Here is a 23,718-nt window from a genome sequence, read left to right on the forward strand (position 1 = left end):
GCTTCCCTTCCCCGCCCGCGTCCAGCGGGCCTTGATGCGCGGTGCCGGACACGTTCCGCCGGCACTGTTGCGCTTCGCGGGCCGGTGGGGCCGCGCCAACGCGGACGGGGACAGGCTGGCGCCGGAGATGGCGTTGACGGGCTGGGTGGCCGAGCGTCTGCCCGCCTTCGCACTCGCCGGGAAATCGGTCGCGCAGGCACGCGCCGATGTGCGGGACAACGCCACGACGATGGCCGAGAAGCTGCCGCCGATGGCGGTCGAGGAGGATCTCGTCATCGACGGTCCCGGCGGCCAGATCCCGGCGACGCGGTATCGGGCAAGAGTCGACTCGGTCGGCATCGTCGTCTTCTTTCACGGCGGAGGCTGGGTGGAGGGCGACCGGGTCAGCCACGACAACCTCGTCCGCAGGCTGGCGTTGTCCACCGGGGCCGACATCCTCTCGGTGGACTACCGGCTCGCACCCGAGCACCGGTTTCCGGCCGCGGTGGACGATGCCCTCGCGGCGTGGCGGTTCGCGGTCGCCAAGGCGCCGGACTGGGGTGTGCCGACCGATCACATCGCCGTCTCCGGGGACAGCGCAGGAGGCAACCTCGCCGCGGTGGTCGCCCAGCAGGTCCGCGACGACGCGGTCACGCCATGCCTGCAGATGTTGATCTACCCGGTCACCGATGCGTCGACGAAACGGCAGTCGCGTCGTGAGTTCGCCACCGGGCTGTACCTCACCGATGAGCACATGGACTGGTTCCTCGACAATTACGTCCCCGACGTCGACCAGCGCACCGATCCGCGGGTGTCGCCGCTACTGGCCGACGACCTCTCCGGCCTCTCGCCCGCCTACGTGATCGTCGCGGGCTTCGACCCGCTGCGTGACGAGGGCATCGCCTACGCCGACCGGCTGCATGCGGCGGGCGTCCCGGTGACCCTCGACCGGGCCGGCAGTCTCATGCATGCGTTCGCGAACATGACGCTGATCAGTCCGGATGCCCGGGCGGCCGTCGACCGGATCGGTGCCGCTCTGGCCGACTCGCTGGGCTGACGGCTCTGCCGTCGACGCCTTGGGATTCGACATCGGCGATGCGATTACGCCCGCGGCGCATCCACCGATCACGGTCACCGCACCCACGAGCTCGATGACGGTAGGCGTCTCACCCAGGAACAGCCAGGCGGCGGTGATCCCGACGACGGGCACGAGCAGTGACAACGGAGCGACACGACTTGCCGGATACCTCGACATGAGATGCGTCCACAGGCCCGAGCCCACGACGGTACCGAGGATCACCGTGTAAGCGAGTCCGGCGAGGGCCGGCAGCCCGGTGTGCGATCCGAGCGTCGTCATCGACTCGATCCCGGCGGTCGGGCCGTCGAAGACCAGGCTCATCAGGAAGAACGGGATCGGCGGCACGACCGACATCCAGAGCGTCATGCGGAGTGCGTCATCCGGTCGGGACAGGCGTGAGCCGATGTTGCCGAAAGCCCAGCCGAGGCCGCCGAGCACGGTCAGGAGCATCGGGACGACCGCGGCGACACCGAGCGAGCTGTGCGCGGCGCGGTCGATGCCGATGACGATCATTCCCACCACGGCCACCGCGATACCGACGACCTGCAGCGGACTCATCCGCTCCCGCAGGAACAGGACACCGAGGAGCACGGTGAAGGGCGCGGAGGTCTGCAGCACGAGCGACGCCAGGCCGGTCGGCATCCCGAGGTTCATGGCCAGGAACAGGAAGGCGAACTGCAGGATGCCGAAGCCGACGGCATAGAGCAGGAACCACTTCACCCGGACCGTGGGGAACCGTACGAACAGCACGACCGGGACGGCCATCACCGCGAAGCGCAGCGCGGCGCAGAAGAACGGCGGGAAGTGGTCGAGGCTGAGGCGGATCGCGATGAAGTTCAATCCCCACAGCACGATCACGCCGAGCCCGAGGAGCCGATCGCGACTTGTCATGACGACCATCGTGCGGACGAAAGTCGTCCAGGACAATCGAAATAAATCGCATCAATGATGTAGCTGGGCTACACGAACATCCGTCGACAGCAACGCGAATTCCGTCGACAGCACCAGAGCCCGGTTGCTGTCGGCGGGAAACGCGTTGCCGTCGGCGGGGAAGGATCAGCGCCAGCCGAGTCCCGGCGCGACGTGCGTGAGGATCGCCTCGATGACGTGCGCGTTGTAATCGACGCCCAGTTGGTTGGGCACGGTCAGCAGCAGGGTGTCGGCGGCGGCGATCGCCTCGTCCTCGCGAAGTTGCTCGATCAGCTTGTCCGGCTCGTCTGCGTAGCTCCGGCCGAACCGGGCGACGGTGTTGTCGATGACGCCGACCTGATCGTCGTCGCTGCCGCCCCGGCCGAAGTAGGCGCGGTCGCGGTCGTCGACGAGTGCGAAGATGCTGCGGCTCACCGATACTCGTGGTTCGCGGGGATGGCCCGCCTCGGTCCAGGCATCGCGGAACCGCTGGATCTGCTCGGCCTGCAGCTTGTGGAACGGGACGCCGGTGTCCTCGGTCAGCAGGGTGGAGCTCATCAGGTTCATGCCCTGCTGCGCAGTCCATTCCGCGGTCGCGCGGGACCCCGCGCCCCACCAGATGCGATCTCGGAGGCCGGGGGACTGGGGTTCGATGGGCAGTGGGCCGGGTGGATTCGGGAACATCGGCTGCGGATTGGGTTGCGCGAAGCCGTTGCCGTCGATGACCTTGAGGAAAACGTCGGCATGCTGGCGGGCCATCTCCGCGTCCGACGAATCCTCCTGTGGCACATAGCCGAAATACTTGTACCCCTCGATGACCTGCTCAGGGGATCCCCGGCTGATGCCGAGTTGTAACCGGCCGCCGGCGATCAGATCGGCGGCGCCGGCGTCCTCGGCCATGTACAAGGGATTCTCGTAGCGCATGTCGATGACGCCGGTGCCCAGCTCGATGGTGCTGGTCCTGGCGCCCGCGGCGGCCAGCAGCGGGAACGGCGACGCCAACTGCCGGGCGAAATGATGCACTCGGAAGTAGGCGCCGTCCGCGCCGAGCTCCTCGGCGGCGACGGCCAGATCGATGGATTGCAGCAGCGCATCGGAGCCGGAGCGGACCTGCGAGCCGGGTGCGTCGGACCAATGGCCGAAGGAGAGGAAGCCGATGTTCTTCATGGTGGGTTAAATGGTACTCGGGTCCGGTTAATTCCCGGGTGCTCAGACCAGGGCCGCGCGACCCTCCACGGCGGAGCTCACCAGATTGTTCTTGGTGAGGGCGCTGCCCGCGCCGAGCGCCGTCCGCCAGTCCGCGGTGGTCGCGACGGCGGCGAAGTTCGACTGCAGCAGCACCATCAGAGTCCGGTGCAGATCTTCCGCGGAGACCGTCCCGGCCTCGTTGGCGAGGTGGATCGCGCCGGTTGCATCCGACAGGATCTCGCTGTTCAGGCCGAGGCCCTCGGCCTCGACCGCGGTCGCGATGTCGCAGTTGTTGGCCATGAACCCCACGATGGTGATGGTGTCGACGTCGTGTCCGGCGAGCCAGTCGGCGACATCGGTGCCGGCGAACACCGATCCGAACTGCTTTCGCACGTACTTGGCCGAAGCCGGCGCGGCCTCGACGATGGAGGGGTGCAACTGCCAGCCGGATGTGCCTTCGGCGAACACCGGCGTTCCATCGGGATAGGTGTGTTGTACGACGACGACCGGGATGTCCGCCGACGTCGCGGCGTCGAGCGCGGTCACGATGTTCGCGAGCGCGCCGTCCCGCGGCGGGTACTGGATCTGCAGCGGTCCGTCGAAGTACTCCTGCTGGACGTCGACGACGATCAGGGCGCGGCGCGGTGTGGCGGTCATGGTCACTCTCCTCGTGGGTGCAGAACGGGTATGGCCAAGCCTGCCGCGGTGTGGTTCTGTTGGGTAGTGGCCCACATGCACAGTTTCGATGAAATCGGGCCACAGGTCAGTCGGTAGCGGGTGACCGATCAGATGCGGAGGGATATGCGCACCGCCATCCATGTGTTCGATGACGCGTCGTTGTTTCACATCGCCGCTCCACAGATGGTGTTCGGCGAGGTGGCGCGGCTGGGTCTTGCCGAGGATTGGACGACGGCGCTCTGGTCGCTCGACGGCGCCGCCGTGCGGACCGCCGAGGGCAACACGCTGTCCGATGTCGGGGATCCGTCGGTGGCCGACAACGCCGACATCGTGGTCATCCCCACCTGGCCGGCCGACCTGCCGCAGATCGGCGATGGCCTCCGAACGGTGATCGGCGACGCGCATGCGCGTGGCGCGGTGATCGTCGGCCTGTGCCTGGGTGCGGTGGCCGTCGCGGACACGGGTCTCATCGCCGGACGGTCGGCGGTCACCCACTGGCAGTGGATGTCTCGACTCGCCCAGCGTGATCCGACCCTGCGGACGGACTCGTCGGTGCTCTACATCGACCACGGTGACGTGATCACGTCGGCCGGGACGGCGGCGTCCATCGACGCGTGTCTGCACATTGTCCGTCGTTTCCTCGGTGCGTCGGCGGCCAACCGGGTGGCGCGCAGTCTGGTGGTGGCACCACACCGCGGCGGCGGCCAGGCGCAGTACATCGAGCGACCCGTGGCCGACCATCCTGCCGGCGACCCGATCTCGGACGTGTGTGTCTGGGCGCTGGCCCACCTCGACCACGATCTCTCGGTCGACGAACTGGCTGCGCGTGCGCGCATGAGCCGGCGGAGCCTGGTCCGCAACTTTCGGGGGGCCACGGGGATGTCGCCGGCGAGATGGGTTCTGGAACAACGCCTTGATGAGGCCCGTGTGCTGCTCGAGCGGACACATTGGGGAATGGACCGCATCGCCCACGCCTGCGGATTCGGCAGTGCGGTGACGATGCGGCAGAACTTCGTGAAGGTGTACGCGACCACGCCGTCCGCCTATCGAGCGACCTTCGGCGTCGCGGCGACCGCGACGTCACCTCCGCAATGATGTAGCAAGTCCGAATCGTTGTGGCACTTCGATAGAGTTCCTCCTCATGGATGTGAAGCGGCTGCGGTTGTTGCGGGAGTTCGCCGATCGCGGTGCGGTCGGGGCGGTTGCAGATGCCATGCACATGACGCCGTCTGCGGTGTCGCAACAGCTGAAGGTGCTCGCCAAGGAGTCCGGTGTGGAACTCCTCGAGCAGGACGGTCGGCGGATACGGCTCACCGACGCGGGTCGGGCCCTGGTTCTGCGCGCCGACGAGGTGATCGCCGCCGTCGAGCGGGCCCAGGAGGAGATGGCCGGGTATCGCTCGGGGAAGAGCTCGGTACGCCTGGCGATGTTCCCGTCGGGCGCGGCGCTGTTGCTGCCGGCCGTCCTCGATGGGGTCTCGGGTTCGGGGATCGATGTGCACGCCTCCGAACTCGACGTCGGTTACTCCGAAGCGACGCCCTCGCTGGCCGATTTCGACATCGTGGTGACCCACCGGGACGAGCGCACCGCGTCGGTGAGTGAACCCCGTGTCGAGGTGACCGAGTTGATGCGGGAGCCGGTGGATGTGGTGGTCGCCCGCGAATCGGCACTGGCGCGCCACGACGAGGTCGAGGTCGGCGAGTTGGCCGACCACGACTGGATCAGCGTGGAGGGGGGATTCCCCGTCGACGATGTGCTGCTGTCGATTTCGGCGGTGACCGGGGTGGCTCCCCGGGTGACACAACGGATGCTCGACTTCGCGACCATCGAGGCCATCGTCGCGGCCGACCACGGAATCGCGCTGATACCGCGGTTCGCGGTGCGCCACCCCGGGGTGAAACGCTTGGAACTCAAGGGTGTTCGGGCGGCACGGGTGTACGAGGCGCTGACCCGGCCGTCGTCGCGGGTTGCGGTGCAGGCCGTGGTGGGCCACCTCGTGGAGTCGGCCCAACGTGAATCCGACCGTTCCCGAACATGATTCGTAGGATGGGCCTACTCGGACGCGCCCCGGTCAGCTGCCGGTTGCAGACTTCGCCCGTCGACGCGGAGCGGCCTTGGTGGCCGGCGCCTTGGTGGCGCCCCGTGAACGCTTGGCCGGAGGTTTCGGTGCGTTCTTCTGCTCGTCGATGAGGTGGCTGGTGTGGTCGAGAATGCAGCTGAGCCCATACTCGAAGTTCTGTTCGTCGGGGGCGCCGCCGACGCGACCCTTCGCGGCGGCCTCGGCGAGCAGCGGGGTCTGATCGGGTGTGATGATCAGATTCTCGTAGTACGCCTGGGCGGCCGAGTCCTCGGCCTTGTTCTTCTCGTGCAGGCGCTCGAGCACCACCGACCCGCGCACGTGCAGTTGCACTGCCGAGTAGCTGTCGTAGGCCTCCTCGAGGGACAGCCCTTCGCGCATCAGATTCTCCACCGACCGCTCGATCTCCAGCGCGCCCAGTTGCGCGTTGCGCGGCCCGAGGGAGGACCTGATGAGGATGAGATCGCAGAGGATCGGGTTCTTCAAGAACACGTCCCGCATGGCGTGAGCGTGATCATGGAGACGCGTCCGCCAGTCGTCGCTCGAATGCTTGAGGGCGGCTGCGAGGCCGTACCGTTCGAGGGCGCGGTCGGTCATCGCGTTGAGCAGCTCGTCCTTCTTGCGGAAGTACCAGTAGATACTCGTCACGCCGACACCGAGATGCTTGCCGAGGAGTGGCATGCTCAGATTGTCGACGCCGATCTCCTCGGCGAGTTCGAAAGCGCCCTTGATGATTTCCTCGGGATCGATGGATCCCCGCTCCCGCCGTTCGCGCTTCGGGGCGTTCTCCTTGCGTGCCATCCGTCAACCAGCCTCTCTGACAGCCCGTAATGCCGCCACTGTAGCGCATACGGGATCCCCCTGCCGGTGCGCTGTGGTGCGTGACATGGCATAAATCGGGGTGGCTCAGGTGATTTCGGCCGGGTTGGCCTCCGTCAGGTTTCCGGGGCCCCTGTCAGGGTTCGGTGATGCGCATCGTGACGGTCCTTCCGCCGGGGACAGGCCGGCCGCCCGGTCACCTCTGCTGTAGGGGCAACAGTAGGGACCTGCGGCCGTGCGGTCGACGCGGGGCGGCGAATCGGCCCTCAGTAGGCCATGAACAGGATCTCGTCCCGGCTGTAGTCGTGATCGGGGTGGTTCTCGGCCAGGTGCTTCTGGACCAGTGTCACCAACTCGTCCTCGTCGGCGCCCTTCATCATCTCGCCGCATGGGCAGGTCAGTCGTGTCTTCATGGTGGTCACCTCGGTGTCGATCTCGTGTTCGGATGTGGTGGCCGTGGAAAATCTCGGCCGGTGTGTTCGAGATTACCCGCATCGCCGTCGGCGACGGCGGCCGCCCGGTGGTCTGCGGAAGGCGCCGGGCGATTGCTCGATTGACAGTACTGGATGGCATACGGTAAATCCTGTCAGCGCAGCCCGACTCTTTGGAGGAATCATGCCCGAGACCAGCGAAGTGACCTCCACTCATGCCTTTCATCCGCTCGACATATCGGCAACAACGTTCTGGGAAAAGGACTTTCGCAACCGCGATGACACCTTCGCCGAGCTCCGCGCCATCGACGGTCTGACCTGGCATTGTCCGACCGAATCCATGTTCCCGCACGAGGAGACCGGATACTGGGCGGTCACGCGGCACGCCGACATCCGTCATGTCAGCCAACACCCCGAACTCTTCAGTTCGAGCAACGGGATCAGCATGGATCCGATGCCGGCAGAGATCCAGCGGAACATGGCCTTCTTCCTGACCATGGACCCGCCCGAGCACACCCGCTATCGGCGCTTGATCTCGATGGCGTTCACCCCCAAGCAGGTCCGTCGCATCGAGGCGCAGATCGAGGCGAATGCGAAGCGGATCGTCGGGGAACTGCTGGACGAACTGGATTCTGGCGCGCCCGTGGACTTCACCGATGCGGTCTCGAAGAAGCTCCCGATGCTGACGATCTCGGAGATGATCGGTATCCATCCCGACGAGTACGAGGCCGTCGCGTTCGCCGCGGAGAGCGTCTTCAGCGCCGGCGACGACGACTACGCCGGTGGCCTGGAGGAGCAGGCGGCCTTCCTGATGACCCAGTTCGGCATCCTGACCGGTGCCGGAGTGGAATTGGCAAAGAAGCGTCGGGTGGACCCGCGCGAGGATCTGATGACGAACATCGTCAATGCCGAGGTGGATGGGCGCCGGCTCACCGACGACGAGATCGGCGCATTCATGGTGCTGCTGGGCTCGGCAGGCAACGACACCACCAAGCAGACGACATCGCATGCCTTCAAGGCGCTGATGGATAATCCGGATCAGCGCCGGTGGTTGCTCGAGGACCTCGAGGGGCGGATCGGCGGGGCCGTCGACGAGTTCATCCGATGGTCGACGCCGGTGATCAGCTTCGCGCGGCACGCGGCTGTCGACACCGAGATCGCCGGGACGCCGATCGCGGCAGGGGAGAAGGTCGTCCTGTTCTACTGCTCAGGCAATTTCGACGGTGAGGTCTTCGACGACCCGTACCGGTTCGACCTGGACCGTTTTCCGAATCCGCACATCGGATTCGGGGGCGGAGGCCCGCACTTCTGTCTCGGTAAGCAGCTCGCCGTCATGGAGCTGAAGCACTTGTTCACCGAGCTTCTGACGAGGCTGCCGGACGTCGAACTGGGCGATCCCGAGTACGTGCGCAGTGACTTCGTCCACGGGATCAAGCGGATGCCGGTTCGCCGGGTCTGAGCCGTGCTCGGGTCAGCGGGTCGGAATGACCTCGGGCAGCTGATCGTCGACACGAACCGGAACCGGGCGGGTGCCTGCGTGTGCGAGCAGGCCGATCATCGCACCGATCCCGACAGTGGTCACGATGAGAACGGAAAGCAGGGCAAATATGAGTGTGGTGTCCATATGAATCCATCCTCCGCCTGAACAGGCCCGATGGCACGTCTCCGGGCCGAATCGTCCGGAGGTTCACAGTGGGTGCGCAGATGTGACGCACGACAACCGCCGGCCGTCGCGCGCTCTCGGAACGATAACACCCGTGGGATCAGCCGAGTGCCTTGGCCTTGAGTTGCGCGAACTCCTTCTCGTCGATCGTCCCCGCATCCAGCAAAGCCTTGGCATCGGCGATCTGTTCGGCCGACGAACGTCCGCTGACCGATCGGATGTAGTCGTCGCCCTGCTGCTTTGCCTGTGCTTGGGCATCTGCCGCACGGTGCGACATGCCCTGCCCGCGTGCGATGAGATACACGAGTGCCGTCAGCCAGGGCACGATGATCAGAAACACCACCCACACCGCCTTCCACCAGCCGGACAATGCCCGATCGCGGAAGAGGTCGGTGATGATCCAGAACAAGATCATCAGGTAGGCCAAGAAGGCGAACACGACCAGCGTGTACCAGATGAAGTCCCAGAATGAATCCCACATGGTCGTCTCCTTCGATACCGAGGCACCCGATACCTCTGAGGTGTCGGGCTCGCCTCATTATGCGAGTGCACCGAGTGCCGGCGGCTCATCCGGAGCGGGTGACTTCGCAGGCGGTGCGGGGGATCTTCATACCGCCTGGGTGATGCCTGCTCATCGGCTGAACTGTCATCGTCGGATGATGGAGACGGCAGTCAACGCGACCGGCGGTGAGCCGGTGATGCACGCCGGCCCCGGCTATCTCTCGATCGCCGAGCGCGTGGCGTCCGGACGCGCCGCGAGGAAGCGGGTGGCGCCGGGTGACCTCGGCGAGGTGCCGCCCGGAGTGCTCGATGCGGGCACCCACCGGGACCCGATGGAATTGCTCTTGCAGCAGGCCGATTCCCGGGTTCCCGAACTGGTGCCGATCCGTCACGGGCGGATGGCGCGGTCCCCGTTCACGTTCTATCGCGGTGCCGCTCTCCCGATGGCCGACGATCTCTCGCAGACGCCGCACAGTGGCATGACCGTACAACTCTGCGGGGACGCCCATCTGAGCAACTTCGGCTTCTTCGCGACACCGGAGCGTCAACTCGCCTTCGACGTCAACGATTTCGACGAGACATATCCCGGTCCGTTCGAATGGGATGTCAAGCGGTTGGCGGCGAGCCTGGTGGTGGCCGCGCTCGACAACGGATTCGGACGCAAAGAGGGAAAGGCCATCGCGCGGGCGTGTGCCTGCGAATACCGCGAGACGATGGCCGCGCAGGCGAATCTCGGGACCCTGGACAGCTGGTACAGCCACACCGAGCCGGCCGGGAACCTGAACGGGATCCGGCAGACGATCAACGCCTCGACCGTCAAGCACCTGGAGAAGGAGATCAAGAAGGCGTGGCGGCACAACGGCCTCCAAGCACTCTCGAAGTTGACCACGGTGATCGACGGGAAGATCGGCTTTGTCAGTTCGCCGCCGCTGATCGTGCCGGTCGAAGAGCTGCTGGACCCGACGGAGATGGAAGGCGCCTATGCCGAACTCCGCGAGCGGCTGGGTGACTTCCGGGAGACGATGCCGCCGCATCATCGTGTCCTGCTGGACAAGTTCGAACTCGTCGCGATGGCGCGCAAAGTGGTCGGCGTGGGCAGCGTCGGGACGCGGGCCTGGGTGGTGTTGCTCCGCGGCAAGGACGACGGCGACCCGTTGCTGTTGCAGGCCAAGGAGGCGCAGGAGTCGGTGCTCGCGCGCTATCTCGACGGTCCCGAGCACCTCAACCAGGGCGAGCGGGTGGTCAACGGCCAGCGGCTGATCCAGGCCGTCAGCGACGTGTTCCTGGGCTGGGATTCCGGTGTCGGTTTCGACGGTGTGTACCGGGATTTCTACCTCCGCCAGTTGCGAGATGCCAAGGGCTCGGTGGTGATCGAGAGCCTCGATCCCGCCGCACTCCTGGCGTACGGGCGGGTGTGCGGTCGCGTCCTCGCATACGGTCACGCGCGCTCCGGGGATCCGATCGCGATCTCGGAATTCCTCGGGTCGACCGACGAATTCGATCGCGCCATGGGACGATTCGCTCTCAGATACGCGGAATGCAACGCCCGCGATCACGCCGCCTTCGTGGCGGCCATCGACCGTGGTGCGATCGAAGCGATCGCCGACTACTAGGAGGCCCGGACGTGGCGGAAGCCGGATCCGACAGTGCTCGCCCCCTCGACGCTCGCCCCCTCGACGCCGGCGAACGCGCCGAACTCGAGCGCCTCAGAGCCGAGGTGGCGGCCCGATCCGACCGTCGGCGGGAAGGGCCGTCGGTATGGCGCCGAATCGGTGCGACCGTGTTGGTCATCTTGTGTGCGCTCCTCGCGCTCACCTCTGTGACCACCCGTTATGTGCGTGGTGAGCTCCTCGACACCGAGCACTATTTGACCACGGTGACGCCGCTGGCCTCCGATCCCGCTGTGCAGGCGCAGGTCTCCGCCGCGGTCACCGAGCAGATCGATTCGCGGGTCGACATCCAGCAGATGACCCAGCAAGCGCTGCAGCAGATCGTGGATCTCACCCCCGCGGACCGGCCCCGTGTCGATCAGGCGCTCGTCGGTCTGGCGCCCGTTCTCGCATCGCAGGCCGAGTCGTTCGTGCACAAGACCGTCGACGACTTCGTCCGCTCGTCGGCGTTCAAGGACCTCTGGGTGGCGGCGAATCGCGCCGCTCATCGATCGGTGGTCGCCGCGGTCACCGGCGAAACCCAGCGCGATGCCGTGGAGATCGGTTCGGACGGGACGATCAGCATCCAGCTGGGCCCCATCATCGAACAGGTGAAGCAGCGACTCCAGGACCGCGGCTTCGGCTTCGCCGGCAGCATCCCGAAGGTCGACAAGCAATTCGTCGTGTTCCAGTCGCCCGACCTGGCCAAGGCGCAGCGGTGGGTGCGGGCGCTCGACAAGATCGCGTCAATCCTGCCGTGGTTGGCCAACCTCGCAGGCGTGGGTGCCGTGTTGCTGATCGGGGCGGGACGACGACTCCGCATGCTCGCCATCGTGGGGATCGCGATCGCCCTCAGCATGCTCGTCCTGGCCCTGGGACTGCTCGCCGGACGGGCGATCTATCTCGGCCAGGTTCCGCCGGACGTGCTCGCACCCGATGCCGCACGGGTCATCTTCGACACCGTCGTGGCGCCCCTACGTCTCGCCTTGCGGGCGGTCGCGGTGGTGGGCCTCGTAGTGGCGGTGGCGGCGTTCCTCTTCGGTCGATCGCGGTCGGCCCTCGCGGTCCGTCACGGATTCTCCCGCGGCGTCGGGGCCATCGACTCCCGTCGGGCCGCACGACAGCCCAACACATTCGAGCGCGTCCTCTGGCAGGCGCGGATCGCGGTGCGGATTGGCGTGGTCGCGATCGCCGCACTGGTGTTGATGTTCTGGCCGTATCCGACGGGTCTGGTGGTGATCTGGACGGTGGTGATCGCGTGCGTGGTGTTGGCGGCACTGGAAGTGGCCATGCAGCCCGCGCGCCGCGCCCCGGTCCCGGTGGCCGAGGGCACTGCGGAACAGGGCACGGCAGACGAAGAGACAGCAGGCGAGGGCACAGCAGGCGAGGGCACAGCAGACGAGGGCACAGCAGACGAGGGCACAGCAGACGAGGACACAGCAGACGAGGACACGGCCGACGACGAGACGGCGGAACCGACCGACTCGCCCGTCAGCGCCCGCGGCGATGAGGACTGATCATTCGTCGCGACCCTGACTGTGGTCGGCGTGTTTCGTGGAGTGCGCAGGCCCACCCGCCCCGGAGTCGTCTCGGCGACGGGAGATGGCGCGTTCGAGCAGGGCAGCGGACTCCGGATGTGGCGTCGATCGAACGATGGGATGACCGATGACGGCCCGCCGGTTCGACCGTCCGGGGCGTAGGGCCACGGCCACCACCTCCTCCGTGCCTGCGGCGATGCTTCGCCGCGTGCTCATTTGATCGTCACAGACCGGACACCGTGCTGTCGCCATTCCATTCGAATGAGTGAACGGGTCCGACGATCGGACGGACTAGACTCTCTGCAGGCACCCCGGGCCAGTCGGGGCGTCGTAGACGGGATCCGTGTGAACGAGTCGATCGATCACCTAGCGCCGGGTGCCAGGCTGCGCATCTCGCGCCCGGACCTACCTCCGGGTCATGTCCGGCTGCGTCGAATCGACCGTGCGTTGACCAAGTGCCGCCCGGGTCAGGTCGCCGTGGTGTCGGCGGGGCCCGGTTATGGGAAAACACTTGCGGTTGCTGCGTGGAGCCGTCACATCGCGACGGAACCGGTGGCGTGGCTGGCGGCCGACGACTCGGATGGTCTCCGGTCGTTCTGGGGCGGCGTCGTCGGGGCCCTGTCGGCCGCCGGCGCTTTTCGTGATGGCACGGCCGTGACCGATGTGGTCCCGGGAGTCGGGTTCGATCGCAGCGAGGTCGAGCTCGTCATCGACGGCCTCACGGCCACCGAGACGCCGGTGACGCTGGTGGTCGACGACCTCCATCGGATCGCCGACCAGGCGGTTCTCGAGTCCGTCCGGTACCTGATCTCCCGTCAGCCCGTGCAACTGCGGCTGATCCTGATCACCCGTGCGGCCTCCGAACTCCGGCTCCAGAAACTGCGACTCACGGATCGGCTCACCGAGATCGGTTCCGATCAGCTGGCGTTCACCCACGCCGACGCACTCGAATTCTGCACGCGTGCAGGAGCAGACGTCTCCGACGCGGATCTCGACACGTTGCTGGTGCGGACGCAGGGTTGGCCCGCAGGCCTCCGGCTCGCGCTGCTGAGTACCCGTGACGCCGACATCCACGATGCACTGGCGCAATTCGGGGGTCGCAACGAGACCGTCGCAGCCTATCTCGTGGAGGAGGTGCTGGAGAATCTGGCACCGACAGATCGGAAATTCCTGCTGTCGAGCAGCATCGTGGAGATGATGACCGGTGATCTCGCGCGTGCCCTGACCGGTCGGATCGACAGTCGGCACGTCCTCGACAGCCTGGTCGACGACAATCTGCTCACCGTTCGGCTGTCCGATCGGCCGGACTGGTACGCCTATCACCCACTGTTCCGTGAACTGTTGCTGGATCGTCTCGCTGCCGAGAACCCTGATGCCCCTGCCGATCTCCATCGTCGAGCGGCGGCATGGTTCGCCGAGAGCGGTGATCCGATCTCGGCCATCCGACATTTCGGTCTGGCACACGCCTGGGCCGAGGTGGCGGAGGTGCTGTGCCGGATCGCTCTGCCCCTGGTGTTGTCGACGCAGGCGCCTGCCCTCGCAGCGGCATTGGCGCCGACGGCCGCGCAAGCCGGCCGACGGCCGACGGCCGACACGCTGATCGTGGCGTCGATCCTGGCGTATCACCGCAGCGACTACGACACGATGATCCGAGACGCCGAAGACGCGACGAATGCCTTGCGCACCAGTCCGACTCCGCCTGCGGCAACACAGATCGTGCTCGCCCTGACACGTATGGTGCGTGCACGGCTGAGCTCGCTCGACGATGTCGTCGACAGGTGCGACGAGGTGCTCGGACTGGTGGCCGGAGTGTCGCGGAGCGAGGTGCCGGCCGCCCAGGCCTATGCGTTGATAGCCAGGAACAACCGGGCCATCGGACTGTTCCATCGTGGTGAGATCGACTTGGCCACAAAAGAACTCGAATCCAGCCGGGTCAGCGCCGCCGGTGCGGGGCTGAGTCTGATGTCGATGGCGGCCGACACCTACCTGGCGCTCGTCGATCTCGCTGGCGGCGCGTTGCCGGAGGTCCGTGCCCGGACGACGGCGGTCAGGTCGCTCGCCGAGCGGCGCGGGTGGACGCGTCAGCCGCAGGCGATGGCGCTCTACGCGGCGTCCGCGCTGACCCACCTCGAGAGCCATGAGCTCGAGGAGGCCGAGCGCGCGATCGCCATGGGGCGCAGTGCTGTCGAGCTGGGTACGGACAGTGGGGCCTGGTTGATCCTGGAGATCTCGGCGGTCTGGCTGGCGGTGGTGCGTGGTGATCTCTATGCCGCGCGAGCCGCATCCAAGCGGCTCGAGGCCGCACGTGAGCAGGCCGGCCGGCTGCCTTCGTTGCTCAGCACGTGGTATCAGGCCACGTCGGCTGAGGTGCAGATACTCGCCGGCGAGGCCGAGGCGGTGATAACACGGCTACGCGATCCGGCTCGTGCCGATTCGTACGCCGGTGCGTTGACGAGGGTCACCCTCGCCAGGGCGTACCTATCGACGGATCGGCCCGGTGACGCGGCGGACGTGCTGGGCGCGACGAGTACCTTTGCACCGCACCGTCTGCAGGCCGTCGAGGCCGCGGTGCTGTCGGCGGTGGCCTCGGCGCGGCTGCAACGCGAGTCGGTCGCGCTCGAACGCATCGGCGACGCGACGCGGCTGGCGGCGCCGATCGGTCACATACGGCCGTTCGTGACGGCGGGGCCGCCGGTGCGGGCGCTGCTCGACAAGCACCAGCACCTGGCCGACGACAACGCCGGATTCATCCGGCAGCTCGTCGCGGCGTGCGGTGGCATTGCTGGACCGGTCGATGGCTCGCCGGTAGGCGTGCTCACCGAGCGGGAGCTGGTGATCTTGCGATACCTGCCGACGATGTACAAGGCGTCGGAGATCGCCGCGGATCTGTTCGTCTCGGTCAACACCGTGAAAACCCACCAGCAGTCGATCTATCGGAAGCTGGGGGTGTCGACCCGTCGCGAGGCCGTCGACCGGGCCCGCGAACAGGACCTGATCTGATCGTCGATACGGCCTCATCCGGGGGGCTCGGTCGACAGCGCCGCGACGATCGCCCCGGTCGGGATGCGTCCCTGGGCGATGATCTGCGACCCCGACATCTGCGCGAGCGTGGCAAAAGGTCGGGCGCACAGGTATTCCCACACGATCACGATGGCACTCCGCCCTGGTGTGGCCGCGGTTGCGATGTTCTCCACGTCCTCGAGGGCGAGGATCTCGGCGAGTGATGCAGAGAGGTCCGCGAGCCGGGGATCTCCGACCTTCTCGACCTCGGTCACGTCAACCGTGCCGGTGACGTCGACGGAGATCGCCACCAGGTCGAGGACGCGCATGGTGCCGGTCGCCATGAGCGCGGCGATCTCTGCGATCATGTGGTCGATGAGAGTCGTTGTGTCGTCGGGGAGTTCGACGACGATGTAGTCGATCGGCCCAAGCTCGGCCGGGTCGGCCATGCTGACCCCTCTCGCGGAGTGGACCGTGCCGCGCGGACGATGCGCCCGATCCTCTCCTTGGAGTCTCTCCCGCGCCGAGGCGGAAGTCGTCATCCGGAAAGGATGATCACGACAATCGCATCGAACGCCAAAGGGAGTGGGCCGGGACCCGGCAGCAGGGATCGCCCGCTGTTCGATGGATCCCGGCCCACGCCTGGGCACGGTGAATCGGGGGTCGCCCGACCACCGTGGGTCTGGTGGCGCGCCGAATGGGGTTGGCGCGCTGGTGATCTCGATACGCGGCTCCTACGTCGCCGCTACTCGATCGGCGGGTGAGACGCGGCTTCTACGTCGCCGCTACTCGATCGGCGGGGGGAGGTTGCTCGCGGCTACGGGGCCCAGGTGCGCGGTGCGGCGGCGGCATCGTCGGGGGCCGGCGCGGTCACGCGGTTCGCGCGGTTGACCGCGGAGACCACCGCGCGGAGGCTGGCCGTCGTGATCGACGACGCGACGCCGACGCCCCAGACGGTTTCGCCGTTGACCTCGGTCTCGACGTAGGCCGCTGCGCTGGCATCTCCGCCTGCGGTGAGTGCGTGCTCGCTGTAGTCGAGGACCCGGACGTCGAAGTCGACCGTGGACAACGCGTCCACGAACGCCGCGAGCGGTCCGTTGCCGCTACCGCTGATCTCGCGCTCGACACCGTCGACCTTGACGACCACGGTGATGCTGTCCTCGCCGCCGTCGACCTCGGCCGCATCCACCTTCTGGCGCATGCGCTCGAGCGGTCGGACCGGGTACAGGTACTCCTCGGCGAACACGTCCCACATGGCCTTCGGGTTGACCTCGCCGCCCTCGCCGTCGGTGATCTTCTGGATCTCGCGGCTGAACTCGATCTGCAGGCGACGCGGCAGGTTCATGCCGTGGTCGGCCTTCATGATGTAGGCGACGCCACCCTTGCCGGACTGACTGTTGACCCGGATCACGGCCTCGTAGTTGCGGCCGACATCCTTGGGGTCGATGGGCAGATACGGCACCTGCCACAGGATGTCGTCCATGTCCTGGTCGGCGTCATCGGCGTCGATCTTCATCTGGTCCAGGCCCTTGTTGATGGCGTCCTGGTGGCTGCCCGAGAAGGCGGTGTAGACGAGGTCGCCGCCGTACGGGTGGCGCTCGGGAACGTTCAGCTGATTGCAGTACTCGACCGTGCGGCGGATCTCGTCGATGTCGGAGAAGCTGATCTGCGGGTCGACGCCACGGCTGAACAGGTTCATGCCCAGCGTCACCAGGCAGACGTTGCCGGTGCGCTCGCCGTTGCCGAACAGGCAGCCCTCGATCCGGTCGGCGCCGGCCTGGTAGCCGAGTTCGGCTGCGGCGACGGCCGTTCCGCGATCGTTGTGCGGGTGCAGACTCAGGATGACCGAGTCACGACGGGCCAGGTTGCGATGCATCCACTCGATGGAGTCGGCGTAGACGTTCGGGGTCGCCATCTCGACGGTGGCCGGCAGATTGAGGATCATCGGACGCTCCGGGGTCGGCGCGATGATCTCGGTGACGGCGTCGCAGACGTCCTTGGCGAAGCTGAGTTCGGTACCGGTGTACGACTCGGGCGAGTACTCGTAGCGCCAGTTGGTGTCGGGATACTTCTTCTGTTCGTCGAGCACCTTGTGGGCGGCGTCGGTGGCGATCTTCTTGATGGCGCCCTTGTCGGCGCGGAACACCACGCGGCGCTGCAGCACCGACGTCGAGTTGTAGAAGTGGACGATCACATTGGCGGCACCGCGGCACGCGTCGAAGGTGCGCTCGATGAGCTCGTCGCGGCACTGCGTCAACACCTGGATGGTGACGTCGTCGGGGATCGCGTTCTCCTCGATGATCTCCCGGACGAAGTCGTAGTCGGTCTGGCTGGCCGCCGGGAAACCGACCTCGATCTCCTTGTAGCCCATACGGACCAGCAGATCGAACATCCGCCGCTTACGGGCCGGACTCATGGGGTCGATCAGGGCCTGATTGCCGTCGCGGAGATCCACCGCACACCACATCGGAGCGCCGGAGATGATCTTGTCGGGCCAGGTGCGATCGGGGACGGCGACGTTCTCGACCTCATCGGCGAACTGACGATAACGATGAGACGGCATCGCCGAACTGCGTTGGGTGTTCCAGACCGGTTGGCCGGAGGGGATGGGGCCGGACGGCTCGACGATACGGCTCGTGCCGGAAGTGAATGAGTCTGCTGCTGCCATTGGTGGTCAATCTCCGTGAATCGAATGGGGAAGATGACCGGCGCATGAGTAGGCCCGCGACGGAGGGCCGGTCATTCAGACCCCGCCGCGGCAACCGAGGAGGAGCGCGCGCTGCATGTCTCGGACTGTACTCCTCACCGACGGCGCCGATCAAATGCCGTCGGCACCCCGGGTGTGCCCACCAAATCGCCGCCCGCGGATTCGGGCATGTGGGCACAAACCCGGCAAAAACGCTCTGACCAGCGAAAAATAAACGCAGACTGTTGGGTGATTCTCAGTCGTATCTCATGTGGCGCCGCTAGTTTTCGTCGCATGCCCGGCCCGTTGGGCCGTGCATGTCACGCGACGGCTCTGTCGTTCGACCGACAACGAAGGATGTGTGCATGACTCATTCCACTCGCCCAGGTAAGCGGTTCGCCCGCGGTGTCGCCTGCAGCGTCGCCGGCGCCGGCATCGCGTCGGCCATCGCGGTCGGAGGCGTCGCCACTGCGGCCCCGGCGGCACCCGCGCCGCACTCGAGCGTGCCAGGCACCCACTGCAGCGTGTCCCAGGTGGAGGGCGCTCTCTCGAAGCAGGACCCGGCCTTGTGGAAGCGCATCGACGGCCATCCGAAGATGAAGAAGCACTTCGAGTCGGCGATGACGATGACGAAGGAACAGAAGCAGGCCAAGCGTGCGGAGTTCCGCAAGAACCACCCCACTCGTTCATCGATCAGGCAGTTCATGCGGGATCACCACATCATGCCGCCGATGCGTACGGAGATGAAGAAGAACCACGACGCGATCAAGAAGGCCAAGGCGACCTGCGAGCAGTTCTGATCGGTCCTGCGTGTCACTGACTCGCCGACCGGGCCAACGACTCCATCGATCGTGCGCGGGATCGCGCCCAGCGTGCGCACGAACCCGGGCTGGTGCCCGGTCGGCGGGGGACTGTGCCCGGTCGGCGGGGTCAGGGGCTTCCGAAGGCGTGACCCCAGGTCTCGCTGAACGCCACCTCGTCGAGTGGTAGCCGGGTGCGCGGGCGTTCGTCGCGCTCGCGGATCTCCGGCGCGACTGTCGCGGGATCGGCGAGCTTGCCGATGCCCAGCAGAACCAACGGGCGCCGGTCGTCGGGGATGGCGAACAGTTCCCGCACGCGCTCGGGATCGAACCCCGCCATGGGATGACCGTTGAAACCCAGGTTCGCGGCCTGCAGGATCATCTGCGCCACCGCGAGTCCGGTGTCGACCGTGGCGTAGGTGCGGGCCTTCTCGTCGTCGGGCTCGGCGGCCGTGCACACCAGGACAAGCGCCGCCGAGGCAGGCGCCCACCCGGCGTTCCCGCGGGTCAGTGCGTCGGTGAGTTTCCCGAATGTCGCGTCGCCCCGTACACCGACGACGAACCGGACCGGCTGGACCCGACCCCAGGTCGGCGCCCAGCGGCCGGCCTCGAGGATCGAGGTCACGTCGTCGGTGGAGATCGTCGCGTCCTGGTCGTAACCTCGCGCGCTCCAGCGTCCTTCGATCAGCTCGTGCACGAGGCAAGGCTAGCGCGTCCGATCCGATCAGTCCTGCCGCACGTCGGCTGCGGTGCGATCGCGCATGACGACGGTCAGCACGACGGCGAGCACGCCGAGTGCGATCACACTCAGGAGGGATGCGGCATGCATCCCGTCGACGTAGGCGTTGCGAGCCGCGTCCACCAATCCTGTTCCGCCGTCCCCCATCTCGAGGGCGCGATGCATCGTGTCGCCGAGTGTGTCGCCGAAGGTCCAGCCGCCGGAGTTCTCCCGGAACACCAGCGTTGCCAGCGATCCGAGCAGCGCGAGACCGAGGGCCGTGCCGAGCTCAAAGCTCGTCTCGGAGATCCCCGACGCCGCACCCGAGCGCTCGACCGGGACCGATCCGACGACCACATCGGAGACCAGGCTGAACTGGATGCCGTATCCGATGCCCGCGATCGAGGTGAACACGAGGTAGATCCACAGCGGGCTGGACATCGACAGCGCGAGCAGGCCGAGGTTGCCGACCGCCGCGAGCAGCACCGACCCGACAAAGGCGGCTCGCAGTCCGACCGCCGCGACGACCCGAGACGCGCCGATCGAGAAGACCGCCACCGCGACCGCCATCGGTAACCCGGCGAGGGCCGCGGTGAGGACGTCGAACCCGCGAACCGACTGCAGGTAGACGCCCGTGAGGTACGACATCCCGCCGAGCGCCATCATGCCGACCAGTGCCACCGAGACAGCGGCGCTGAACTGCGGGTTCCGGAACAAGGCGAGATCGAGCAGTGGGGCGGCCACCCGACGCTGATGGGCCAGGAACAGTGCGAGCATCGCGACACCGAAGACACCGATCGCGACGACGGTTGCGCTGAAACCGTCGGCCGCCATCGTCTTCACCGCGTAGACGAGCGGCAGGATGCCCAGCATCGACAGGGCCACGCCGACCACGTCGAACCGCGTCGTGTTGGGCGCGCGGTACTCGGGCACCAGTCGAGGACCGGCGATGAACAGCACCGCCAGCACCGGCACGTTGATGAGGAACACGACGCCCCACCAGAAGTGGTGCAGGAGCACGCCGCCGATCACCGGGCCGAGCGCACTGCCGCCGGCGAACGCGGCCGTCCAGACGCCGATGGCCCTGGCCCGGTCACGGGCGTTCGGGAACATGTTGGCGATCAGCGACAGGCTCGACGGCATGAGGGTCGCACCGCCGACGCCCATCAGGGCTCGGGCGGCGATCAGCACCCCGGCGGTGGGCGCGAACGCGGCGATCACCGAGGCGACCCCGAACAGCGCCGCACCGGCCAGCAGGATGCGCCGACGCCCGAGCCGGTCACCCACGTTGCCCATCGTGATGAGCAGGCCGGCGATGAGGAATCCGTAGATGTCGAGGATCCAGAGCTGCTGGGCGGCCGACGGGTCGAGAGCCTCGGTGATCGCCGGGATGGCGAGGTAGAGGACCGAGAAGTCCATCGACACCAACAACACGGGGAGGGTCAGGACACCCAGTCCCCACCACATGCGTCGGTCGGCGCCGGAGGGATCCCGTTGGCGCTGATCTGACGATGGGATGAGGGTGGACATGTCGAACTCTCCTGGATCTCGCAATACTGGCGAAGGCGTACGCCGCCCATGGCCGCGTACGCCGTACGCTTCGAAGGGTACGAGAATGGGTACGCTGTACGCAAATGAATTATTCCCACAGGTCACCGGCGTGATCGGTGGACGGCACCGGGAGAGGAATCGACAGATTGTCGCCTGACGAGAAATCCGCTGCAGACAGGTCCGCTCCAGACAAGTCCGCTCCAGACAAGTCCGTGGTCGGCGCGAGGCTGACTCTCGCCGTGATCGTCGACGCCGCGATCGACGTCGCCGACCGGGACGGCATCGGCGCGTTGTCGATGCGCCGGATCGCCGACGAACTCGGTGTCGGCGCGATGTCTCTGTATCGGCACGTCGCCGACAAGGACGCTCTGCTCCAGCAGATGTCGGAGGAGATCGGCAGGCGGTTCCCGTACCCGGTCGACGAGGCGGAGCCGTCGTCGTGGCAGGAGCGGGTGCGGATCGTCGTCGAGATCGACTGGGAGTTGTATCGCCGCCATCCCTGGGTGGTGCTCGCATATTCGTCACCCAGGCACAGCTTCGGTGACGAGTCGCTACGGTGTCTGGACTGGTTCGCCGCCGGCTTCCTGGATCTCGGTGTCGACCTCGTCGAGGCCACCGGGATGGCGCTCGCGGTCTGGACGCATGTGCACGGCGTCGCGCTGGTGGCCGTCAGCGACGACCTGCTGCGCACCGAGAAACCCTCGGAGCGGCCGGACGGACTCGAGGACCTGATCGGGGGCCGGAGCAAGGCCGCGGCGCCGCATCTCTCCGAACTGTCCGGATGTGACACGGCGCCACGGCTTCTCGACCCGCGATCGCGCCTCGACGACGGGATCGCCTATCTGTGTGCCGGATTCACCGCACGGGGCCGGCAGTTGCCGGGGCAAGCGCCCGACGCTCACCCTGGGTGATCGCCATCAGCACCGCGCCGACGGTGAGCAGGATGGCGGCCGCCAGGACCGTGACGGTCATGCCGTGCGCGAAGGTGGTCGTCGAGGGTGAGAGGCCGCGTGTCGCGGCCCCGAACACGGCGACCATGATGGCGAGACCGACTGTGCCGCCCAGTTGCTGTGCAGTGTTGACCAGCCCGGATGCCGCCCCGGCGTCGTCTGGGTGCACACCCCGCAGCGCTGCGGTGGTCAGCGACAGGAAGGCCATTCCGCCACCGGCACCGATCAGCACGAACGGTCCCAGGAGGGCGAGATACGGCGTCTGGGCATCGAGAGTGGTCAGCCAGAACAGGCCGGCCGCCGCCACGGAGAACGCGGTGATGAGGAGGGTGCGAGTACTGAACCGCCCCACCAGCACGCGTGCGGTCACCTGCGAGGCGGCGAAGGTGGCCACCGTCATCGGGAGGTAGGCGACACCGGTCTCCAACGGGCCGTAGTGCAGGACCTCCTGCAGGTACTGGGTCAGGAAGAACATGATGCCCATGAACCCGGCGACCATCACCAGCCGGCCCAGGTGGGCAGAGCTGCGAGACACGCTCGCGAACAGCCGCAGCGGTGTGATGGGTTGTGGTGCACGGCTTTCGGTGTAGACGAAACCGATCAGGAAGGCGAGTCCGACGATCAGCGCCGCGATCGTCACCGATGACGACCATCCGTGTTCGGCAGCGTTGACCAGACCATAGACAATCGCTCCGATGCCGGCCGTCGAGTACAGGGCGCCCTGGAGGTCGAACGCGCCGGGCTGGGCCGCGGTTCGTGGCAGCGACAGCAGGCCGGCGATCATCACGACCGCACCGATGGGCACGTTGACGAAGAACACCCAACGCCAGTCCAGCCATTGGACGAGAGCGCCGCCGAGCACGAGTCCCAGCGAGAATCCGCCGATCGACACCGCGGTGAACAGCGCCAAGGCGCGTGTCCGTTGGTTTCCCTCGGGGAATCGGGTCATCAGCAGGGCCAGCGCGGCCGGCGCAGCGAGTGCGGCACCGACGCCCTGAAATGCCCGGGCCACCAACAGCATCGAGGTATCGGTGGCGAAGCCGCCGAACATCGATGCCGAGACGAACAGGGTGAGTCCGCCGAGGAAGGTGCCCCGACGACCCAGGATGTCGCCGAGTCGGGCGCCGAGCAGGAGCAGGCCGCCGAAGGTGAGAGTGTAGGCGTTGAGTACCCAGGACAGGCTCGAGGTCGAGAAGCCAAGGGACCGTTGGATATCGGGTAGGGCGACGTTGACGATCGTGGCGTCCACGACCACCATCAGCTGGCATCCGAGCACCGCCAGGAGAACCAGTGCGTCGGTGTTGATCCGTGACCACAGCCGGTGGGTGAGTGACGGTTGTCCCGGAATCCGGATGCGTTCGAGTGAGGGCGAAAGAGACATTGATGAGCTCTTTTCGAGTAGGGATTGTGGAGTACACTCAGCGGTGAAACGGAAGCTTCCTCCGATTAATATACGGAGGATTCCTCCGTTTGGCAACAGCAGTGTGGAAACAGTGGTGTCGA

22 protein-coding genes and 1 pseudogene are annotated in these 23,718 nt (G+C 66.7%); 9 read left to right on the top strand and 14 right to left on the bottom strand.

Annotated features, from left to right (window positions below; genetic code table 11):
* Window positions 1–250: 250 nt before the first annotated feature.
* A pseudogene (locus ACLQ3I_RS06275) lies at window positions 251–898 on the top strand (alpha/beta hydrolase); the annotation flags it as partial.
* Here the strand turns inward: ACLQ3I_RS06275 and ACLQ3I_RS06280 are convergent.
* The 3 genes from ACLQ3I_RS06280 to ACLQ3I_RS06290 all read right to left on the bottom strand — a co-directional run bounded on the left by ACLQ3I_RS06280 (window position 800) and on the right by ACLQ3I_RS06290 (window position 3,811).
* Entirely contained in the window at window positions 800–1,948 is a 1,149-nt protein-coding gene (locus ACLQ3I_RS06280) for an EamA family transporter (RefSeq protein WP_425800626.1), read from the bottom strand. The pseudogene ACLQ3I_RS06275 and the gene ACLQ3I_RS06280 overlap by 99 nt on opposite strands.
* A 165-nt stretch (window positions 1,949–2,113) precedes the next feature.
* Entirely contained in the window at window positions 2,114–3,133 is a 1,020-nt protein-coding gene (locus ACLQ3I_RS06285) for an LLM class flavin-dependent oxidoreductase (protein ID WP_425794715.1), read from the bottom strand.
* A gap of 42 nt (window positions 3,134–3,175) precedes the next feature.
* Window positions 3,176–3,811, bottom strand: coding sequence for a cysteine hydrolase family protein (locus tag ACLQ3I_RS06290; protein WP_425794713.1), 636 nt, complete (start codon window positions 3,809–3,811; stop codon window positions 3,176–3,178).
* A 144-nt stretch (window positions 3,812–3,955) separates the two neighbouring features.
* Between ACLQ3I_RS06290 and ACLQ3I_RS06295 the strand changes: the two genes are divergently transcribed.
* Complete coding sequence (locus ACLQ3I_RS06295; protein ID WP_425800628.1) at window positions 3,956–4,927, top strand: GlxA family transcriptional regulator; 972 nt, start codon at window positions 3,956–3,958, stop codon at window positions 4,925–4,927.
* A 46-nt stretch (window positions 4,928–4,973) separates the two neighbouring features.
* Entirely contained in the window at window positions 4,974–5,870 is an 897-nt protein-coding gene (locus ACLQ3I_RS06300) for a LysR family transcriptional regulator (RefSeq protein ID WP_425794711.1), read from the top strand.
* 33 nt (window positions 5,871–5,903) lie between these two features.
* Here the strand turns inward: ACLQ3I_RS06300 and ACLQ3I_RS06305 are convergent, their stop codons facing one another.
* Both ACLQ3I_RS06305 and ACLQ3I_RS06310 read right to left on the bottom strand, forming a co-directional pair.
* Window positions 5,904–6,710: a TetR/AcrR family transcriptional regulator gene (locus ACLQ3I_RS06305; protein WP_425794709.1), complete on the bottom strand. Its 807-nt coding sequence runs from the start codon at window positions 6,708–6,710 to the stop codon at window positions 5,904–5,906.
* 284 nt (window positions 6,711–6,994) lie between these two features.
* Complete coding sequence (locus ACLQ3I_RS06310) at window positions 6,995–7,141, bottom strand: DUF1059 domain-containing protein (protein ID WP_164310371.1); 147 nt, start codon at window positions 7,139–7,141, stop codon at window positions 6,995–6,997.
* A gap of 202 nt (window positions 7,142–7,343) precedes the next feature.
* Here ACLQ3I_RS06310 and ACLQ3I_RS06315 point away from each other — a divergent pair, with 202 nt between their 5' ends.
* The gene (locus ACLQ3I_RS06315; RefSeq protein ID WP_425800630.1) at window positions 7,344–8,618 is read left to right on the top strand and encodes a cytochrome P450; all 1,275 of its coding nucleotides are present in this window, start codon (window positions 7,344–7,346) and stop codon (window positions 8,616–8,618) included.
* A gap of 12 nt (window positions 8,619–8,630) precedes the next feature.
* Here ACLQ3I_RS06315 and ACLQ3I_RS06320 read toward each other — a convergent pair whose 3' ends face one another.
* Together ACLQ3I_RS06320 and ACLQ3I_RS06325 are read right to left on the bottom strand one after the other, a co-directional pair.
* Window positions 8,631–8,783, bottom strand: a complete 153-nt coding sequence (locus ACLQ3I_RS06320; RefSeq protein WP_425794706.1) for a hypothetical protein — start codon at window positions 8,781–8,783, stop codon at window positions 8,631–8,633.
* A gap of 139 nt (window positions 8,784–8,922) precedes the next feature.
* Window positions 8,923–9,303 carry an SHOCT domain-containing protein gene (locus ACLQ3I_RS06325; RefSeq protein WP_425794705.1) on the bottom strand — a complete coding sequence of 127 codons (381 nt, stop codon included), beginning with the start codon at window positions 9,301–9,303 and terminating at the stop codon, window positions 8,923–8,925.
* Window positions 9,304–9,478: 175 nt separating this feature from the next.
* Between ACLQ3I_RS06325 and ACLQ3I_RS06330 the strand changes: the two genes are divergently transcribed.
* Together ACLQ3I_RS06330 and ACLQ3I_RS06335 are read left to right on the top strand one after the other, a co-directional pair.
* The gene (locus tag ACLQ3I_RS06330; RefSeq protein ID WP_425800632.1) at window positions 9,479–10,936 is read left to right on the top strand and encodes a DUF2252 domain-containing protein; all 1,458 of its coding nucleotides are present in this window, start codon (window positions 9,479–9,481) and stop codon (window positions 10,934–10,936) included.
* A gap of 11 nt (window positions 10,937–10,947) precedes the next feature.
* Window positions 10,948–12,489, top strand: coding sequence for a hypothetical protein (locus tag ACLQ3I_RS06335; RefSeq protein ID WP_425800634.1), 1,542 nt, complete (start codon window positions 10,948–10,950; stop codon window positions 12,487–12,489).
* On the opposite strand, the gene ACLQ3I_RS06340 is transcribed toward ACLQ3I_RS06335, so the two are convergent.
* The gene (locus tag ACLQ3I_RS06340; protein ID WP_425794702.1) at window positions 12,490–12,726 is read right to left on the bottom strand and encodes a hypothetical protein; all 237 of its coding nucleotides are present in this window, start codon (window positions 12,724–12,726) and stop codon (window positions 12,490–12,492) included.
* Window positions 12,727–12,957: 231 nt separating this feature from the next.
* Here ACLQ3I_RS06340 and ACLQ3I_RS06345 point away from each other — a divergent pair, with 231 nt between their 5' ends.
* Entirely contained in the window at window positions 12,958–15,510 is a 2,553-nt protein-coding gene (locus ACLQ3I_RS06345; protein ID WP_425800636.1) for a LuxR C-terminal-related transcriptional regulator, read from the top strand.
* 14 nt (window positions 15,511–15,524) lie between these two features.
* Here the strand turns inward: ACLQ3I_RS06345 and ACLQ3I_RS06350 are convergent, their stop codons facing one another.
* Entirely contained in the window at window positions 15,525–16,052 is a 528-nt protein-coding gene (locus ACLQ3I_RS06350) for a DUF6325 family protein (protein ID WP_425800638.1), read from the bottom strand.
* 275 nt (window positions 16,053–16,327) lie between these two features.
* Window positions 16,328–18,178 carry a 2-isopropylmalate synthase gene (gene leuA, locus ACLQ3I_RS06355; protein ID WP_425794698.1) on the bottom strand — a complete coding sequence of 617 codons (1,851 nt, stop codon included), beginning with the start codon at window positions 18,176–18,178 and terminating at the stop codon, window positions 16,328–16,330.
* Between the two features lie 383 nt (window positions 18,179–18,561).
* Here leuA and ACLQ3I_RS06360 point away from each other — a divergent pair, with 383 nt between their 5' ends.
* Entirely contained in the window at window positions 18,562–18,996 is a 435-nt protein-coding gene (locus ACLQ3I_RS06360; RefSeq protein ID WP_425794696.1) for a hemophore-related protein, read from the top strand.
* 130 nt (window positions 18,997–19,126) lie between these two features.
* Here ACLQ3I_RS06360 and ACLQ3I_RS06365 read toward each other — a convergent pair whose 3' ends face one another.
* From ACLQ3I_RS06365 to ACLQ3I_RS06375, 3 genes are all read right to left on the bottom strand, one after another.
* Window positions 19,127–19,693: a nitroreductase family protein gene (locus tag ACLQ3I_RS06365; protein ID WP_425800640.1), complete on the bottom strand. Its 567-nt coding sequence runs from the start codon at window positions 19,691–19,693 to the stop codon at window positions 19,127–19,129.
* Between the two features lie 27 nt (window positions 19,694–19,720).
* Window positions 19,721–21,244, bottom strand: coding sequence for an MFS transporter (locus ACLQ3I_RS06370; RefSeq protein ID WP_425794693.1), 1,524 nt, complete (start codon window positions 21,242–21,244; stop codon window positions 19,721–19,723).
* A 109-nt stretch (window positions 21,245–21,353) separates the two neighbouring features.
* Entirely contained in the window at window positions 21,354–21,548 is a 195-nt protein-coding gene (locus tag ACLQ3I_RS06375) for a pentapeptide repeat-containing protein (RefSeq protein ID WP_425794692.1), read from the bottom strand.
* On the opposite strand from ACLQ3I_RS06375, the gene ACLQ3I_RS06380 reads away from it, so the two are divergent.
* A complete protein-coding gene (locus ACLQ3I_RS06380; RefSeq protein WP_425800642.1) occupies window positions 21,478–22,176 on the top strand; it encodes a TetR/AcrR family transcriptional regulator in 699 nt (232 codons plus the stop codon). The two genes, ACLQ3I_RS06375 and ACLQ3I_RS06380, sit on opposite strands and share 71 nt — an antisense overlap.
* Here ACLQ3I_RS06380 and ACLQ3I_RS06385 read toward each other — a convergent pair.
* A complete protein-coding gene (locus ACLQ3I_RS06385; protein WP_425800644.1) occupies window positions 22,121–23,596 on the bottom strand; it encodes an MFS transporter in 1,476 nt (491 codons plus the stop codon). The genes ACLQ3I_RS06380 and ACLQ3I_RS06385 overlap by 56 nt on opposite strands.
* Between the last annotated feature and the right edge of the window lie 122 nt (window positions 23,597–23,718).

Source organism: Gordonia sp. DT101, from assembly GCF_049844895.1.
Taxonomy (GTDB): domain Bacteria; phylum Actinomycetota; class Actinomycetes; order Mycobacteriales; family Mycobacteriaceae; genus Gordonia.